17 protein-coding genes and 1 pseudogene are annotated in these 15868 nt (G+C 73.6%); 9 read left to right on the top strand and 9 right to left on the bottom strand.

Going from position 1 to position 15868, the window contains the following annotated elements:
* The first annotated feature begins 13 nt into the window (after positions 1 to 13).
* The 5 genes from KY5_RS31035 to KY5_RS31015 all read left to right on the top strand — a co-directional run bounded on the left by KY5_RS31035 (position 14) and on the right by KY5_RS31015 (position 5158).
* Positions 14 to 970, top strand: coding sequence for a ScbA/BarX family gamma-butyrolactone biosynthesis protein (locus KY5_RS31035; protein ID WP_159072624.1), 957 nt, complete (start codon positions 14 to 16; stop codon positions 968 to 970).
* A complete protein-coding gene (locus KY5_RS31030) occupies positions 919 to 2139 on the top strand; it encodes an acyl-CoA dehydrogenase family protein (protein WP_234362935.1) in 1221 nt (406 codons plus the stop codon). Before KY5_RS31035 ends, KY5_RS31030 begins: the two co-directional genes overlap by 52 nt.
* Positions 2136 to 2876 (top strand): HAD family hydrolase, encoded by a 741-nt coding sequence (locus tag KY5_RS31025; RefSeq protein ID WP_098245306.1) that lies wholly within the window; start codon positions 2136 to 2138, stop codon positions 2874 to 2876. Before KY5_RS31030 ends, KY5_RS31025 begins: the two co-directional genes overlap by 4 nt.
* 188 nt (positions 2877 to 3064) lie before the next feature.
* Entirely contained in the window at positions 3065 to 3955 is an 891-nt protein-coding gene (locus tag KY5_RS31020; RefSeq protein ID WP_159072623.1) for a TetR/AcrR family transcriptional regulator, read from the top strand.
* 144 nt (positions 3956 to 4099) lie between these two features.
* Positions 4100 to 5158: a helix-turn-helix domain-containing protein gene (locus KY5_RS31015; RefSeq protein ID WP_098245304.1), complete on the top strand. Its 1059-nt coding sequence runs from the start codon at positions 4100 to 4102 to the stop codon at positions 5156 to 5158.
* Positions 5159 to 5182: 24 nt separating this feature from the next.
* Here the strand turns inward: KY5_RS31015 and KY5_RS31010 are convergent, their stop codons facing one another.
* Both KY5_RS31010 and KY5_RS31005 read right to left on the bottom strand, forming a co-directional pair.
* A complete protein-coding gene (locus KY5_RS31010) occupies positions 5183 to 5473 on the bottom strand; it encodes a hypothetical protein (RefSeq protein ID WP_098245303.1) in 291 nt (96 codons plus the stop codon).
* A 163-nt stretch (positions 5474 to 5636) separates the two neighbouring features.
* Positions 5637 to 6560 (bottom strand): LLM class F420-dependent oxidoreductase, encoded by a 924-nt coding sequence (locus KY5_RS31005; RefSeq protein WP_098245302.1) that lies wholly within the window; start codon positions 6558 to 6560, stop codon positions 5637 to 5639.
* A 248-nt stretch (positions 6561 to 6808) separates the two neighbouring features.
* On the opposite strand from KY5_RS31005, the pseudogene KY5_RS31000 reads away from it, so the two are divergent.
* Positions 6809 to 6994, top strand: a pseudogene (locus KY5_RS31000) (hypothetical protein); the annotation flags it as partial.
* 164 nt (positions 6995 to 7158) lie between these two features.
* Here KY5_RS31000 and KY5_RS30995 read toward each other — a convergent pair.
* From KY5_RS30995 to KY5_RS30985, 3 genes are all read right to left on the bottom strand, one after another.
* A complete protein-coding gene (locus KY5_RS30995; protein ID WP_098245300.1) occupies positions 7159 to 7641 on the bottom strand; it encodes a DUF6099 family protein in 483 nt (160 codons plus the stop codon).
* Positions 7642 to 7822: 181 nt separating this feature from the next.
* Positions 7823 to 8167 carry a nucleotide pyrophosphohydrolase gene (locus tag KY5_RS30990; protein ID WP_098245299.1) on the bottom strand — a complete coding sequence of 115 codons (345 nt, stop codon included), beginning with the start codon at positions 8165 to 8167 and terminating at the stop codon, positions 7823 to 7825.
* 41 nt (positions 8168 to 8208) lie between these two features.
* Positions 8209 to 9378: an AAA family ATPase gene (locus KY5_RS30985; protein ID WP_098245298.1), complete on the bottom strand. Its 1170-nt coding sequence runs from the start codon at positions 9376 to 9378 to the stop codon at positions 8209 to 8211.
* A gap of 186 nt (positions 9379 to 9564) precedes the next feature.
* Here KY5_RS30985 and KY5_RS30980 point away from each other — a divergent pair, with 186 nt between their 5' ends.
* Positions 9565 to 10092: an NUDIX domain-containing protein gene (locus tag KY5_RS30980; RefSeq protein ID WP_199843319.1), complete on the top strand. Its 528-nt coding sequence runs from the start codon at positions 9565 to 9567 to the stop codon at positions 10090 to 10092.
* A gap of 73 nt (positions 10093 to 10165) precedes the next feature.
* Here KY5_RS30980 and KY5_RS30975 read toward each other — a convergent pair whose 3' ends face one another.
* The 4 genes from KY5_RS30975 to tsaD form a co-directional block, all read right to left on the bottom strand.
* Entirely contained in the window at positions 10166 to 10558 is a 393-nt protein-coding gene (locus KY5_RS30975; RefSeq protein ID WP_055547346.1) for a cell division protein SepF, read from the bottom strand.
* A gap of 126 nt (positions 10559 to 10684) precedes the next feature.
* The gene (locus KY5_RS42285) at positions 10685 to 10822 is read right to left on the bottom strand and encodes a hypothetical protein (protein ID WP_199843317.1); all 138 of its coding nucleotides are present in this window, start codon (positions 10820 to 10822) and stop codon (positions 10685 to 10687) included.
* A 149-nt stretch (positions 10823 to 10971) separates the two neighbouring features.
* The gene (gene fes / locus KY5_RS30965; RefSeq protein WP_234362934.1) at positions 10972 to 12378 is read right to left on the bottom strand and encodes an enterochelin esterase; all 1407 of its coding nucleotides are present in this window, start codon (positions 12376 to 12378) and stop codon (positions 10972 to 10974) included.
* 204 nt (positions 12379 to 12582) lie between these two features.
* Entirely contained in the window at positions 12583 to 13644 is a 1062-nt protein-coding gene (gene tsaD, locus KY5_RS30960; RefSeq protein WP_098245297.1) for a tRNA (adenosine(37)-N6)-threonylcarbamoyltransferase complex transferase subunit TsaD, read from the bottom strand.
* Positions 13645 to 13793: 149 nt separating this feature from the next.
* Here tsaD and cbiE point away from each other — a divergent pair, with 149 nt between their 5' ends.
* Together cbiE and cobM are read left to right on the top strand one after the other, a co-directional pair.
* Positions 13794 to 15050 (top strand): precorrin-6y C5,15-methyltransferase (decarboxylating) subunit CbiE, encoded by a 1257-nt coding sequence (gene cbiE / locus KY5_RS30955; protein WP_098245296.1) that lies wholly within the window; start codon positions 13794 to 13796, stop codon positions 15048 to 15050.
* Positions 15047 to 15796, top strand: coding sequence for a precorrin-4 C(11)-methyltransferase (gene cobM / locus KY5_RS30950; protein ID WP_098245295.1), 750 nt, complete (start codon positions 15047 to 15049; stop codon positions 15794 to 15796). Before cbiE ends, cobM begins: the two co-directional genes overlap by 4 nt.
* Positions 15797 to 15868: the final 72 nt, after the last annotated feature.

Genomic DNA, 15868 nt, shown 5'->3' with positions numbered 1-15868 from the left:
ACCGAGGAAGTGGGTGCACAAGGCCGCGGACGGCGAGGTCCTGCTCCAGGACGCGGTGCGCACCGGCGAGAACCGGTTCACCGTGGCGGCCCGGATGCCGAGGGACCACTTCCTCGGCCACCGCGGCACGGCGTCCGAGGGTGATCCCCTGCTGCTCGCCGAGGCGGTCCGCCAGACGGTGATCTACCTCTCGCACCGCTTCTACGGCATTCCCGAGGGCCACGCCTTCATCCTGTCGGCGCTGGACTTCGCGCTGGACGAGCCGCTGCCGCCCGGCGGCCCCGACGCGCCGCCGCTGGTCCTGGAGGCCGCCTGCGTCGCGGCCCCGCGCGGTCCGCGCCGCCTCGGCGCGACCATGGAGGCGGAGGTCCACTGCGAAGGCCGCCGCATCGGGCGCGCCGGAGCGCGGTGGCAGGCGGTGGACCGTCGGCAGTACGCGACGCTGCGGCTGCGGGGCGGGGGCACGACGCTCCTCCCGGAGGTGGCGAGCAGTGAGTTGACGGCTCCTCACATCCCCTACAACGACGCGGTGTTGGCGGACGTGCCGGGCGCGGAAGGCCAGTGGCAGGTGTGCCTCGACTTCGGCCACCCCGTGCTCTTCGACCACCTCAGCGACCACATACCGGGGATGGTCCTTCTGGAGGGCTTCCGGCAGGCGGCTCTGCTGACGGGGGCGGGTTCGGCGTCGGCTTCGGGTTCGGGTGCGGGTTCGGCTTCGGGTGGCATCGTCGGCGGGCCGCTCGCGGCGGCGGTCTCCTTCCACGCCTTCGGCGAACTCACGGACCCGCCCGCGCTGATCGTCCGGCAGAACGGCGAGGAGTACGCGGGCAACTCCGCCACGGAGAGCCCCGGTTCACGGGCCACGGGGCGGGAGCACCACCACTTCACCGCGGTCCAGTCCGGCCGCACCATCGCTTCTTGCACGGTGTCGGTGGCGACCCCTCTCCCCCACGGCGGCCCGGCATGCTGATCGCCGACCTCACTCCCGAAACCGCCGGGACCTCCGGGGTCTCCGGGACCTCCGCGTCCCCGGGTGACCTCGACCACGCCACCGTCGCCGCCCTCGCGGACGGCGAGCGCGGCGCGATGGACGGACGGCGCTCGCTCTCCGTGCCGCTCGCCGACGCGCTCACCCGGGCCGGGTTCCCGCGCCACTTCGTCCCCGTGGAACACGGCGGCACCGCAGGTACCTTCGGCGCCCTGCTCGACTCGGTGGCGGGCGTCGGCGAGACCTGCGCCTCGACCGCCTGGGTCGCCGCCCTCTACGCGGCGCACGGCCGCCTCGCCTCCTACCTCCCGCGCGCGGGCCGCGACGACCTGTGGCGCGATACGCCGGACACGCGCATCGCCGCGTCCGTCATCCCGCCGCGCGGCGAGGCCGTCCCCGAGCCGGACGGCTGGCGCCTGACGGGCGACTGGACGCTGGCCAGCGGCGTGGACCACGCGGAGTGGGTGCTGCTCGCCAGCCGCACGCCCGGCGAGGGCGAAGCGGGACACCGCGTCTTCGCCGTACCCCGCGAGCGGGTCTCGGTCAGCGACACCTGGAACTCCGTCGGCCTGCGCGGCACCGGCAGCAACTCGGTCTCCGTGACGGGCGAGTTCGTGCCCGCGCACCGCACGTTCACGCTCGCCGACCTGGGCCAGGTACGCCCGGGCGCGGCGCGCTGCCACCGGGTTCCGTACGCGATGGTGGCCTCTCTGATGTTCGCGGCCCCTGCCCTGGGCTCCGCGCGGGGCGCGCTGCGCGACTGGCGGGCCCGGATGATGACGAAGGTGCGGGCCGACGGACGTCCTGCCCTCACCGGTGGCGCGGCACAGCAGTTGATGGCGCGCGCCTCGGCCCAGATCCACTCCGCCCGGCTGCTGCTTCACCAGGCCGCCTGGCAGGCGGACCACGCCGAGGTGACGCCTCTCGCCGTCGCCTCGAACCGCAGGGACGCGGCGCTCGCCGTCGAGCTGTGCTCGGGCGCGGTGGACAGCCTGTGGCGGGCCATGGGCGCGAGCGGCCTCGCCGAAGGAGACCCGGTGCAGCGGCGTTGGCACGACATCGCGGCGGTGGCCTCGCACGCGGCGGTCAGCTTCGAACCGGCCGCCGAGGCGTACACGCGGGCCGCGCTAGAGGCGGAGGGCCTGGCATGACGTCGACAGCGACGCCGAGGGCGGCGGAGCCGCGCCGGGCGGCGTTCTTCGACGTGGACGAGACGCTGATCGCGACCAAGAGCATGTTCGCCTTCTGGGACCACTGGTCGGCGCGGGGCGGCGGGGGCGGGAGGCGTACGGGGGATGGCGAAGGTGCCGGGGACGGCAAGGCCGCCGGAGACGGCGAGGGCGGCAGCCGCGGGGCGTCGCCGACCGGCGACGCCCCGGTCCCTGCCGACCGCGCCGCCCTCAACCGGGCCCACTTCCGGCGCTACCGGGGCGCGCGCCCCGACGAACTGAGCGCGGCGGGACAGGAGTGGTACGCCACGTACCGCACCACCCCTTCGGCCTTCGTCACCGCGTCGCTCTCGGCCCTGCGACGACACCGGGCCGCGGGGCACGCCGTGGTCCTGGTCTCCGGTTCGGCGGACCCGATGCTCCGCCCGCTCGCCGAAGACCTAGGCGCCGAAGCGGTGCTCTGCACCGAACTGCTCGTCGGCGCCGACGGGTTGCTCACCGGCGACGTCAGGACCCCGATGATCGGCGGCGCCAAGGCCACCGCGGTCACCGCCTACCTGGCCCGGCACGGACTGTCCGCCGACGACAGCCACGCGTACGGCGACCACGCGAGCGACCTGGACATGCTGCGCGCCGTCGGCAACCCCGTCGTGGTCGGCGACGACCCGGAACTGGCCCACTGGGCGGCCCGCGAGGGCTGGCACCGGCTGCCGCGATGACCACTCCCCCGCTCGCCCGCGCCGACGGCGCGGGCGAGCTACGGGAAGAGACCCGAGAAAGAAGCCCCAGGGAGAGAAGGGAATTGACGAGTATCCAAAAAACATACCTTCAGGAAGGAATTTTACGTGAGGATGACAAGGCGGCCGGAGACACGACGACGGCGTCGCACCGGCGGAAGGAGTCACACATGGTCCAGCAGGAGAGGGCCCGGCGCACCAGAGAACGCATCCTGAACCTCACGGCCGAGAGCTTCGCGGCCCAGGGATTCACCCGCACCAACCTCAAGGACGTGGCCAAGGCGCTGGGCATGACCACCGGCGCGCTCTACGGCCACTTCACCAACAAGGAAGCGATCGCCGACGCGCTGGAGCGCGAGGCCGCCGAACACTGGGCCCTGCTGCGCGGCGCCGCCGACTCTCCCGGCCTGGCCCCCGAACAGGCCCTGGACAGCGCGGTCTTCGGCCTCGTCAGGGCCATGGCCGACCCGCGCATGCGCGCGGTCGTCAGACTGGCCGCCGAGGGCCCGCCGCGCGGGACCTCCGTGCCGAACCTGCTGGACGCCGTGGCCGAGTTCCTGCTCGCCCAGTTGCGCCGCGCCTGGCAGGACGACGCGGGCCCCGCCCGCACGTGGCGCCCCGAGCCCGTCACCCAGATCCTGCTCGGCCTCATCTGCGGCGCGGTCTTCGCCCGGCGCGGCGCCACGGAGGAGGAGTCGCAGTCGGACTGGGAGGAGGCGGCGCGCGTCCTGCTCGGCGCGCTGCGGGAAGACGGCGCCGACAGCGACCGCTCGGGCGCGGTCCCCTGCCCCCCGGACACGATCACCTATCCCTCGGGAGCAGCCAACTCCCCCTCGGACACGGTGGCCTACCCGCCGGGAGCGGCCGACTCCCTCTCGGACACGACCACCTACCCGCCGGGAGCAGCCGACTCCCTCTCGGACACGATGACCTACCCGCCGGGAACAGCCGACTCACCCTCGGACACGGCGACCTACCCGCCAGACCCGGCCAACACCTCCTCGGACACGACCACCTACCCGCCGAGCCCGGCCAACGCCCCCTCGGGAACGCTCGCCTGACCCTCGGGCACGGTCATCGTCGACCGCGCCCATCCGACCAAAAAACATACCTTTGCAAAGGTTTTTTTCTGCACCTCACGACACCTCACCACGCCCCAACACACCGCTCCACCACCCCGACTCACCACGCCTGAAAGGCCCGTCATGACCATCGCCGACTTCCGCACCACCGTCCCCAGCCACCGCCTCCGCACCCCGATGGCCCCCCGAGCCACCCCGCCCGCCTCCCGCGTCCCCGCCGTCCTCCTGGACGGCCCCGCCCTGTCCCGCACCCGGTTCATGATCTCGCCGCTCAACGAAACCCTTGCCGAGGCGGCCCGTTACGCGGGGTCCACCGCCCCGCACCTCACCCGCCACTACCGGCACCGCGCGGGCGTGCGCACCGCCCAGGCCGACGCCGTCCTCCAGGCCCTGTCGGAAGCGCTGCGCGCGACCCGGTGGCCGAAGGCCGGACTCCTCTCCCCCGCCAGACTCACCGGCATCACCTGCCCCGGCCTGGATCAGGAGCTCGGCGCCCTGCGCGGCAGGCTGCTCGACGCGGACACCGACGACGAGGACGTCACCGTCCTGCTCGACGCCCTGCGCGCGGCCTACGCGTTGTGGCTCGCCGACGACTGGCCCGGCAGACTCAGATCGCTGGAGGACGATCTCGCCTACCGCGCCCACCTGTTGATCCGGTACGGCGCCGAGCAGGTCATCGACACCCTCCACGAACAGGTCAGCTACGCCGACCAGTTGCTGTACGTCACCCCGGCCCCGGCCGTCGCGACCGGCACGGGACACGGCACGGCCGAGTTCCCGTACGCCCCGCAGCGCGCGGCCGAGGGGCTGCTCATCGTGCCCAGCTGGACGGCCGAGACCCCGGCCCTGCTCTGCGGCGGCGAACTGCCCGTACTGCGCTACCCCGCCCGCAACGGCTTCGACCTGCGCGCCGAGAGCGAGCGCTCCGCCCCACGGCCACGGGCGATCACCGCGCTGATCGGCCGGGCCCGCTCCCACGCGCTGGCCTCCATCGGCACCGGATGCAGCACCACGGAACTCGCCGACCGGCTCGGCGTGGGAGCCGCGACCGCCTCCAGCCACGCCACGGCGCTGCGCCGCGCGGGGCTGATCGTCACGGTCCGGCGCGGCAAGCGCGTGGAGCACCTGCTCACCGACTTGGGCTCCCGCCTCCTGAACGCGGGCAGCGACGCGGTCGGCTGAGCACCGGGTGGCCGCAGGCCCTGGTCAGGAGGGCTCGGTGAGAACCCACAACTCCCAGACCCCGGCGGGCCGGCACTCGTAGGCGCGGACGCCGTTCTCCATGTACCAGCGGCCGCGCTCGTGACATTGGCTCTCCTCGCCCGGAGGAAAGTCCGCCACGTGGTGCCAGCCCGGCCCGGCCGCCGGCGTGGACCGTACAGGCGCGGGCTGTACGGGCGCGGGGGCGGGCGCCGAGGCCGCGGCAGTCGCGCCGTGGCTCGCCACCAGCAACGACGCGGCCGCAGCCGCGAGGAGTACGCGTTTCATGGTTCGCATGGAAGGCATCCTTCCGCAGCTGGCGGGCCCACATGGACGGAGACCGCTCCGCCTTCCCCCGATTGGCCCAAAGGGTGAAGTGACCACCGGGCACCGGAGGGGTGAGCCCGGCGGTCACGTCCTTGGCCCGGGCCGACGAAGGCCCGGGGCCGGCGTCGCCCGCCTACGACAGCTGCGACTGGACCTGGGAGGAGATCAGCTCCAGGTGGTCCAGGTCGGCCAGGTCCAGGCACTGGAGGTAGATACGGCTCGCACCGATCTCCGCGTACTTGCCGATCTTGTCCACGACCTCGGCCGGGGAGCCCGCGAGGCCGTTGGCCTTGAGCTCGTCCACCTCGCGTCCGATGACGGCCGCGCGCCGGGCGACCTCCGCGTCGTCCTTGCCGACGCAGGCCACCAGCGCGCTGGAGTACACCAGGTCGTCCCCCTTGCGCCCGGCCTGCTCGGCGGCCGCGCGGACCCGGCCGAACTGCCGCTCACTGTCCTCCAGGGAGGCGAAGGGGATGTTGAACTCGTCGGCGAACTGGGCGGCCAGGCGCGGGGTGCGCGTCGCTCCGTGGCCGCCGATGAGGACCGGCACCTTGGTCTGCGCGGGCTTGGGCAGGGCCGGGGAATCGGTGAGCTGGTAGTGCTTGCCGTCGTGCGAGAAGGTCTTGCCGGTCTCCGTCGCCCACAGTCCGGTGACGATCTGGAGCTGCTCCTCCAGGCGGGCGAACTTCTCCTTGGGGAACGGAATGCCGTACGCCGTGTGCTCCTCCTCGAACCAGCCCGCGCCAAGACCCAGCTCGACGCGGCCGCCCGACATCTGGTCGACCTGCGCCACCTGGATGGCGAGCACGCCGGGCAGCCGGAAGGTGCCGGCCGTCATGAGCGTGCCGAGGCGGATCCGCTTGGTCTCACGGGCGAGCCCCGCCAGGGTGATCCACGCGTCCGTGGGACCCGGCAGGCCGTCGGCCGATCCCATGCGGAGGTAGTGGTCGGAGCGGAAGAAGGCGTCGAATCCGAGGTCCTCCGTTGCCTTGGCGACGGTGAGCAGGGTGTCGTAGGTGGCCCCTTGCTGGGGCTCCGTGAAAATTCGAAGATCCATGGCTCCATCCTGCACGCTCGGGCGCCCGTCAACCCCGCCGGTCCCGCCGATCCCGCGTCGCCCCGGTCGGGTGAAAATGCGTCAACACGGCGCTCGGCGACTGCCCGCCCCAGTGACCCCGCCCGACGGGAGATCGTTGGCTCGGGCGGAGCCGGACCGCCCGGCACCCGCGTCGGCGGTCGCTGCCGGGGCGTCGCTTGTGTCAACTGCCCTTCCCCCGTGGGAGGGCGAGGGCCGAGGAGGCCGTCATGTCCCAGGAAGCCGTGCCCGAGCAGGAGGCCGCGCACGATCCGTCCGTGCCTGCCCAGCAGGGCGCACCCAAGGGCCTGCTGCAGCAGATGGAGGAGTTGATGGCAGCGCTCAACGCGGATCTGACCCAGCTCGACGCCGATCTGCAGCAGTCCGCGCCGCCCGGTGCGGCGTCCCCCGACTCTCCGGACACCACGTCCACCGGCGCCGCCTCCACCGGCACCGCGCCCTCCGGCGCCCGCCCGTGGGACGCGGTGCCGGTGGAGGGGCGCGACCGCTCCTGACGGCACCGGCGCACCCCCCACGCCTCCGCGGCCCTGCCCTTCGGCGGGGTCCGCACGGAGCCGCCTCATGACGGCCCCGCCGCCGAGTCGGGCTCGGGCAGGCCCTGTTCGCGCACCGCGAGCCTGCGCAGCATCTCGATGACCCGGTCCCTCGACTCGTCGGCGGCGTCGATCGCTTCCATGCACTGCCAGTACACCCCCTCCTCGGCGGCGCCCATGGCCACCCCGACGAGCGCGATCCCCACCTCGCCCAGGAGCCTGCCGAGTCCGAGCAGGACCTCATGGGCGTCGCCCGTGTCCGTGAGGCGCGCGGCCCGTATGCCCTCCGTGCCGAGGCGCGGGGAGTCGAGCACCCCGCAGGCTCTGCCCCCTACTTCGCTCAGGCCCAGCGCCTCGCCCCGTAACTCGGGAGGGCCCGCGACCGCGAGACGGCTGCCGATCGCCTGCGCCAGCGCCTGCGACTGCCACACCTCCGCGACGATGTCGGCGGGGTCCTGACTCCGCGCCAGAGCACGCCTGTTCGCCTCGATGAGCCGCATCGCGTTCATGCGCAGCCCCCTTCCCTCGCGTACGCATCCGCCGCACGTCGCCCGAACCCCGCTGTCCACTACCCAGAGTGATACTCATCCGGGCGAAAAGCCAGGGGAAGCCGGAATTCTGTGGACAACTCATCGAGTTTGGACAAGCCATCCACTCCGGAGAGTGACGAAGATGTGGTCCGCGGGGGTCTCAGGGCTTCTCTCGGGGGCTTTCGGCCGCCGGAAAGCGCCGTTCGTTCCGGTCGATCTTGGCCGCCAGCGCGGCCAGCGCGTCGATCCCCAGGACCTCGCAGAACTGCAGCAGATACGCGAGGACATCGGCGACCTCGTCCCTCACCCGGTGCGCGGAATCGGGGTCCGCCATCACCCGCGCCGACTCCTCGGGGGTCAACCACTGGAAGATCTCGACCAGTTCGGACGCCTCCACGCTGAGCGCGGCGGCCAGGTTCTTCGGGGTGTGGTACTGCTCCCAGTCGCGGGCCGCCGCGAACTCGGCCAGCCTGCGCTGCAGCCCTGCCACGTCGTGTTCTGCCACGTCATGCTCTGGGACGTCATGTTCTGGCACGTCATGTTCTGTCACGGCTCAAGGTCTACCACCACCGCGTCACCCGCCGCGGCGGCCGCCCACACGCCGTCCCGCACCGCCCCCACCAGGCGGATGTGCCCCCGCGCACAGCAGCGGGCGGCCAGCTCGGCGAGGGCCCGCGACTGCCGCGGATCGAGGCGGCGGTCGAGGCTGTCCGCGAGGAGCGTGAGCGTCTGGTACGCCTCGGGGACCTCGGCCACCGGGTCGCCCGCGAGGACGCCGGGCCCGGTCAGGAGCACCAGCGCGAGGGCGAGGTACCTCAACTCGCCGTCGCCGAGCCGGGCGAGCGGCGTGCGCACCCCGTCGCCCCGGTCGATGAAGGCGTGCAGCGCGCCGTCCTCCGCCTCCTCGGCGAGCACGTCGGCGACGGGGCCCGCGCAGCCGGTGCGCACCGCGGAGACGAACAGTGCGTGGCGCGCCGCGCACTCCGCCCGCGTACGCCACAGGACTTCGGCGAGGTTCTCGCAGCCGCCCAGGAGACGGCCGGGGCCGACGAGTCCCGCGGGGACCGGGGCGCGCATGCGGCTGGGCCGCGGGTCGCAGGCGAACGCCGAGCGCAGCGCGACCACCACCTGTTCCGCCGCGGCGAGCACCAGGCGCTGCCCCGCGGTCTTGCCCGCGACGCGCAGCGGGACGAGCGCGGTGCCCAGCCGGTCGTCGGGCATCGGGGCGCGGGTCACGGGTGCCGGGCCCGCCGTGTGCCAGGCCGCCTGCACCATGCGGCGGCCAGGGTCGCGCAGCGCCGTCTCCAGGAGGGTGAGGCCGCCGAGGCTCAGGCGCTCGCCCACGACGCGGAGTTCGGGCTCGGCCTGGACGGCGAGTTCGAGGCGGACGGGGCCGACCGCCCCGTCGACCGTGCAGCCGATGCGGAATCCGCGGCGCTGCTGGTCGTCGGCGCGGGCCCGTTCGGGCACGCACGACACCGGGTCCGCGAAGACGTCGACGAGCTCGGCCCCCGCGCTGAGCCGCGCCAACGCCTCGTACGCACGCAGGGCGCTGGTCTTCCCGCTGCCGCTCGGCCCCGTGACGAAGGTCAGCGGGCCGAACGGGAGCACCGCGCTCCGGTGCCCGGCGAAGGCGGACAGCCGCAGCTCGGTGACCTGCGGCCGCCCGTGTCCTGCCAGTGGCTCCGCGACCGACACGGGGGAATGGACCGTCATGTCCGGAAGGTAAGCGGCGCCGGATCAGGTGAACCGTTCCGCCCAACCGACCTTCCTACGATCGAGGGATTCCCCCGCAAGAGGGCCCGGTCCGGGCGGGAAGCCGCTAAGTCGCGCCGCGTCCCGGACCTCCGCTCGGGTCTGGACCGAGGCCGGGTGTCAGTGGTGTGCGGGATCGTGCACGTCGTGGACGAACTCGTGGAACGTGTCGGTGCCCAGGACCGGGTGCTGGGAGTGGTCGGCCGCGGGGAGGCCGTCCGGGAGGGCTGGCCGCACCGGGTCGGCGTGGTGGTGTGCCGCGATGGGCGAGGGCGCTTCCTCGTCCATCGGCGTGCCGAGCAGCTGTCCCGTTTCCCCGGGCACTACGAACTCGGTGTCGGGGGCGCCGCGGGAGTCGGTGAGTCCTACGAGCAGGCGGCTGCCCGTGAGCTCCGTGAGGAGTTGGGGGTGCGGGCGGCCGTGCGCCTGCGGTTCACGTTCCTCAACCGGGGCGGGCTCAGCCCTTACTGGCTCGGGGCGTGCGATGCCGTGCTCCAGGAGATCGTCGCCTGCGACCCGGAAGAGGTGGCCTGGCACGGGTGGCTGACCGAGGCCGAGCTGCGGCGGGCTCTGCGGCAGTGGACCTTCACTCCTGACAGCCAGGAGGTCTTCGATCGGTATCTCGCCTGCCTCGCCGACCCGGATCACCGGCGTCCTCGCGGAGAGGGGCCCTGAACCCTTGTGAGGTGGGGGCGCCTGACCGCCCCACCCCACAAGGAATCGCTCAAGGACTCGCTCAAGGACTCGCTCAGGGCTGGGCAACCGCCTCCACCAGCCCCTGCACCTCCGTGCCGGGCGGCGCGAGGAGGAAGACGTTCTTGTCGACCCGGTGCATGGCGCAGCCCAGGCCGAGGACCACGCCGCTGCTGAAGTCCAGGACGCGCTTGGCCACTTCGGTCTCCGCGCCCGTCAGGTCGAGCAGGACCGGGATCTGGGCCATCACGGTCTCCGCGACCTCGCGGGCGTCCGCGAAGACGTTCACCCGCATCACCACGAACCGCCTGCGCGTCTCGGTCTCCGCGTCGGGCAGCGCGCGGTGTCCCGGCCAGGAAGGCCACTCGTTGCGGCTGCGCAGCGGTACGACCTGGGCGAGCCCTTCCCACTGTTCATCGGTGACGTCGTGGCGCTGACTACTACTCACTGACCCACTCCGTCCTGGCTCGCACTCGTTGTCTGCACCGGGCAATTCTTACGCCAAGTCACCCGTTCAGCCCAACAGCGACACGGACGGCGCCCTCGTCGGGGGTCTCCGCGAGGGTGGCTCCGGTCACTTCGCGAGCGCGTCCCGCACGTCGTCGAGGACCGTGCGCGCCGCTATGGGCCCGCCCGAACTGTTCCACGCCGAGCCGTCGACGACGACCACATGCCCCTGCTTCTCGGCCCTCGACTTCGTGAAGTTCGCCACCTTTTTCGCCTCGCCGTACGCCTTCTCGCCCGCCGCCGGTCGCCGAGGGCGGCGAGCGTCGAACCCACGTGTCCCTTGCCCTTGCCGACGACCGATGGTGCACCGTCGTCGCCGCCGCACCCCGCGAGGGTGAGGGCAAGCGCGGGTGGTCAAAGGACCGCGGTCAGGCCGTCCGCGAGGCAGCCGCGCCAACAGGCGTAGTCGTGGCCGCCGTTGTACGTGCCGAACGTCACCGGGTCGCCACGCGCGGCCAGTTGCTCGTACAGGGCGCGGCTGTAGTCGACCATCGCTCCTTCGTGGAGGCCCGCGTCGAGGTGGATCCTGAGGCGCGGGCGCGGTAGCTCGACGAAGCGCGAGACGAGCCAGGGGAGTTCGTCGGACGGCTCCAAATCCGGTACGCCGTATGGCAGTCCAGGCCGCCACCACAGTGAGGCGGACTGGGCGAGGACGGTGCCGAACCGGTCGGGCCGCAGCAGCCCCGCGTACAGCGCGGTGAGACCGCCGAGGCTCTGGCCCGCGACGACAGTGCGGGCCGGGTCGGTGGTGAGGGGCCAGCGCCCGGCCGCCCAGGGGAGCAACTCGTCGGCGAGGAAGTGGACGTAGGTGTCGCACGCGGTGAGGTCGCGCCAGCGGGTGGGGAGGTCGACGGCGTCCGGGGCGAGCACGGCCAGGGGCGGTACGGCGCCGTCGGCGATCAGGGCGTCCAGCGTGTCCTGGAAGGCGAGTTGACCGAACCAGACGTCGCCGTCGCACAGGACCACGGTGGGCGTGCCGGGGCGCGGGCCGCCCGGAGGGAGGTACGCCCACACGTCGCGTTCGGCGCCGAGCGCGCCCGCGGGCAGCCGGTGCCGTTCGACCCGGCCGCGCGCGACCGTGGCGCGGCGCTCCGCCCACGGCTGCGCGGGCGCCTCGGGCAGCGCGAAGACGGAGCTGTCGGTCTGGCCCCAACGGCTGGGCAGGCGCTCCTTGTTGAGGGGGTCATGGGCGGCGTACGACGAGAGGGAGCGGAGCCTGCTTTGCAGGAGTGCGGGGTCGGCGGGGAGTTCGCCCGGGGAGATGTCGGCCGCCATGCGGTACGCGGCACGGTGGTCGGCGCGCAGCCGGTAGGTGAGGTGCCAGACGTCCGTGCCGGGCACCCGGTCCAGCAGGGCGTCGGCGAGGTGGTCGCGGTCCACCGCGCGGTTGACGAGCAGCAGGACTTGTCGCGTGGCGCGGTGACCCCGCCACAGGAACGTGACGGCGCGGTGGGTTCCGCCCTCGGCGCCCGCACCGGCGCCGGACGCCTCATCGACACCGGCGCCCCCGTCGACGTACTCGACCAGCGGCGTCCCCCGCAGCGCGACCTCCGCCCAGAACTCCTCGACGAGGACGGCCCGTTCACGCTCGTCCGCGCCCGCGACACCGCGGGCCAGGCGTTCGACGCGTGGGCTTGCAACGCGGGTGGCCTCGACAGCGCCCGTGCCCGCGGACCGCGCCGCGGCGGCGCTCACCACCCCCGTGACGTCCGGTCCGGCGTGCATGACCACCGCCTTCTCCGATCCGAGAGGTGACAACATCAACTTAGCTTAGCCTAAGCTAACCCACGCTCTCGTCTGCCTCGCCCTGCTGCTCATGGGCATCGGCGCGTCGGCGGTCCTCGGCTCCGTGACGAGCTTCCTCTCCGTACGCACGGGGCGGGTGTGAGGAGCGAGCCCCGGAAGAGGCAGCCCCGTAAGGGGCGCGGGGAACTGCGCGAGCGGCCACGACGCACCCGCGGCGGATCACCCGGCAGCACGCCCCCTCGGCTGAAGCGCAGCGAACTCCAACGGCGCCGAGGGATCAATCGAAACGTCCAGCGGCGCAGCCTCCGCACCCGCCCGGACCAACAGGTCCCCGACCGCGGCGATCATCGCCCCGTTGTCCGTGCACAACCGCAGCGGCGGCACCCGCAACTCGATGCCCGCCGCCCCGCAGCGCTCCTCCGCGAGCGCCCGCACGCGCGAGTTCGCCGCGACGCCGCCGACCACGACCAGCGTGCCCACGCCGTGCGCGCGACAGGCCGTGACCGCCTTGCGGGTGAGCACGTCGGCGACGGCCTCCTGGAGCGCCGCCGCGCCGTCGGCGACCGGCAGCTCGCGCCCCGCCCTCGCATGGCCCTCGGCCCAGCGCGCTGCGGCCGTCTTCAGGCCCGAGAAGGAGAAGTCGTACGGGGCGTCGCGCGGCCCGGTGAGCGGGCGCGGGAAGGCCACCGCGGCCGGGTCGCCGTCCCGGGCGGCCCGGTCGACGGCAGGCCCGCCCGGATAGGGCAGCCCGAACACCCGGGCGACCTTGTCGAAGCACTCCCCCGCCGCGTCGTCCAGGGTGTCGCCGAGGTGGACGATCGGGTCGCGCGCGAGGTCGCGTACGAGAAGGAGCGAGGTGTGGCCGCCGGAGACGATCAGGACCACGCAGGGGTCGGGCAGCGGACCGTGCTCCAGGGTGTCGGCGGCGACGTGGCCCGCGAGGTGGTGCACGCCGTGCAGCGGCACGTCCAGGGCGTACGCGAGGCTCTTGGCGCCCGCGAGGCCGACCTGGAGGGCGCCGGAGAGCCCGGGTCCCGTGGTCACCGCGACCGCGCCGATGTCGGACATCCGCAGGCCCGCCTCGTCCAGGGCGCGGCGCACCACGGGGGTGAGCGCGTGGACGTGGGCGCGGGCGGCGATCTCCGGGACGACGCCGCCGTAGCGGGCGTGTTCGTCCATGCTCGACGCGACGGCGTGGCCGAGGAGCCGCCCGTCGCGGACGAGTCCCGCGCCCGTCTCGTCGCAGGACGACTCGATGCCGAGCACCACCACAGAGCCCATCGCGGATTGGCCTTTCTGCCCAGGGGCCCGCGCGGGACGGCCCGCACGGCTTATTGCAAGTAATGTGCAATAAGGGTACGCCGCCTGGTCACCAGTAGAGTGCGGCTGCGCAGTCGCCCCTCCAAAGACCGATTCCGAGGTACCCGCACGTGACCCCCGCACCACCGGCCTCCCCCGCAGACATACCCGTCACCGTCGTCGGGATCGGGGCCGACGGCTGGGCAGGGCTCCCCGCCGCCTCGCGCGCGGCGCTCGCCGACGCCGAGGTCCTGATCGGCGGCCCGCGCCAACTCGATCTGCTCCCGCCGGAGCACTGCGCGGGCGAACGCGTCGCCTGGCCCACGCCGCTGCGGCCCGCCGTGCCCGGTCTGCTCGCCGCCCACGCGGGACGCCGCGTCGCGGTCCTCGCCAGCGGCGACCCGATGTTCTACGGCATCGGGCGCGCCCTGACCGAGGTGCTCGGCCCCGACGCGCTGCGCGTCCTGCCGCACCCCTCCGCCGTCTCCCTCGCCTGCGCGCGCCTGGGCTGGCCCGTCGAGGACACCGAGGTCATCACGCTCGTCGGCCGCCCGGCCGCCAGGATCGCCGCCGCGCTGCACGACGGGCGCCGCCTCCTCGTCCTGAGCGCGAACGCGGCGACCCCCGGCGAGATCGCCGCCCTGCTGCGCGAGCGCGGCTTCGGTCCGAGCAGCCTCCGCGTACTCGAACAGCTCGGCTCCGAGCGGGAGTTGACGTACGAAGGGGTCGCCGACGCCTGGCAGCACGCGCCCGGCGACGCGCTGAACGTCGTCGCGGTCGAGTGCCGCCGCTCCCCCGACGCCCTGCGGCTCGGCGCCGTGCCGGGACTGCCCGACGCGGCGTACGAGAGCGACGGCCAGCTCACCAAGCGGTACGTGCGCGCCGCCACCCTCGCGGCCCTCGCGCCCGCGCCCGGCGAACTCCTGTGGGACGTGGGCGGCGGCTCCGGTTCGATCGCCGTGGAGTGGATGCGCGCGCACCCCTCGTGCCGCGCCCACACCGTCGAGAAGAACCCCGTACGAGCCGAGCGGATCACCCGCAACGCCGAACGGCTCGGCGTGCCGGGACTGCGCGTCGTCACCGGCGCCGCGCCCGCCGCGCTCGCCGAACTCCCCACGCCCGACGCCGTGTTCATCGGCGGCGGCCTGACCGCGCCCGGCCTGCTCGACGCGTGCTGGGCCGCGCTCCCCGTGGGCGGACGGCTCGTCGCCAACACCGTCACGCTGGAGTCCGAGGCCCTGCTCGCCGATTGGTACCGGCGGCACGGCGGCGACCTCGTGCGCCTCGCGGTCGCCCAGGCCGTCCCCGTCGGCGGCTTCACCGGATGGCGCCAGGCCATGCCGGTCACCCAGTGGTCCGTCACCAAGTCTGGAGATCAAGAACGATGACCGTGTACTTCATCGGCGCGGGACCCGGCGCCGCCGACCTGATCACGGTGCGCGGCGCCCGCACGCTCGCCGCCTGCCAGGTCTGCCTGTACGCGGGCAGCCTGGTGCCGGTCGAGCTGCTCGACGAATGCCCGGACGGGGCACGCCTGGTGGACACCGCGCAGCTCAACCTCGACGAGATCACCGGGGAGTTGGTGCGGGCCCACGAGCAGGGGCTCGACGTGGCACGGCTGCACTCCGGCGACCCTTCCGTGTTCAGCGCGGTCGCCGAGCAGATGCGGCGCCTCGACGCGGCGGGCGTGCCGTACGAAGTGGTGCCGGGGGTCCCCGCGTTCGCCGCGGCTGCCGCCGCGCTCAAGCGGGAGCTCACCGTTCCCACCGTGGGGCAGACCGTGATCCTCACGCGGATCGCGCAGCGGGCCACGGCGATGCCGGCCGGCGAGGATCTCGCCACGCTCGGGCGCAGTGGGGCGCTGCTCGTGCTGCACCTCGCCGCGGGCTACGTGGACCGGGTCGTGGAGGAGCTGCTTCCTCATTACGGTGCGGAGTGCCCTGTCGCGGTGGTGGCGCTGGCCAGTCGGCCCGATGAGGTGATCCTGCGGGGGGCTCTCGGCGACATCGCGGAGCAGGTGAAGGCTGCCGGGATCGTACGGACTGCTGTGATCATGGTGGGGCGGACGTTGGGGGCGGAGCAGTTCCGGGACAGTCATCTGTACTCGGCCGACAGGGATCGGCACGTCTGCTGAGCGGTTCCTTCGGCTGTGCTTCGGCTGCGGAGCGTGGGGGCTGGGCGCGCAGTTCCCCGCGCCCCTAAAGGG

It is taken from the genome of Streptomyces formicae (assembly GCF_002556545.1).
GTDB classification, from domain to species: Bacteria; Actinomycetota; Actinomycetes; order Streptomycetales; family Streptomycetaceae; genus Streptomyces; species Streptomyces formicae_A.
The sequence above is the reverse complement of the archived record's forward strand: the minus strand, read 5'-3'. Positions and strand labels throughout refer to the sequence as shown.

What these genes read in the sequence shown, in the direction of transcription:
- KY5_RS31015 (WP_098245304.1), top strand. Translation starts at nt 4,100, where the DNA reads ATGACCATCGCCGACTTCCGCACCACCGTCCCCAGCCACCGCCTCCGC.
- KY5_RS31020 (WP_159072623.1), top strand. Translation starts at nt 3,065, where the DNA reads ATGGTCCAGCAGGAGAGGGCCCGGCGCACCAGAGAACGCATCCTGAAC.
- tsaD (WP_098245297.1), bottom strand. Translation starts at nt 13,644, where the DNA reads ATGGGCTCTGTGGTGGTGCTCGGCATCGAGTCGTCCTGCGACGAGACG.
- cobM (WP_098245295.1), top strand. Translation starts at nt 15,047, where the DNA reads ATGACCGTGTACTTCATCGGCGCGGGACCCGGCGCCGCCGACCTGATC.
- KY5_RS31025 (WP_098245306.1), top strand. Translation starts at nt 2,136, where the DNA reads ATGACGTCGACAGCGACGCCGAGGGCGGCGGAGCCGCGCCGGGCGGCG.
- KY5_RS31010 (WP_098245303.1), bottom strand. Translation starts at nt 5,473, where the DNA reads ATGCGAACCATGAAACGCGTACTCCTCGCGGCTGCGGCCGCGTCGTTG.
- KY5_RS30995 (WP_098245300.1), bottom strand. Translation starts at nt 7,641, where the DNA reads ATGAACGCGATGCGGCTCATCGAGGCGAACAGGCGTGCTCTGGCGCGG.
- KY5_RS30985 (WP_098245298.1), bottom strand. Translation starts at nt 9,378, where the DNA reads ATGACGGTCCATTCCCCCGTGTCGGTCGCGGAGCCACTGGCAGGACAC.
- fes (WP_234362934.1), bottom strand. Translation starts at nt 12,378, where the DNA reads ATGTTGTCACCTCTCGGATCGGAGAAGGCGGTGGTCATGCACGCCGGA.
- KY5_RS31005 (WP_098245302.1), bottom strand. Translation starts at nt 6,560, where the DNA reads ATGGATCTTCGAATTTTCACGGAGCCCCAGCAAGGGGCCACCTACGAC.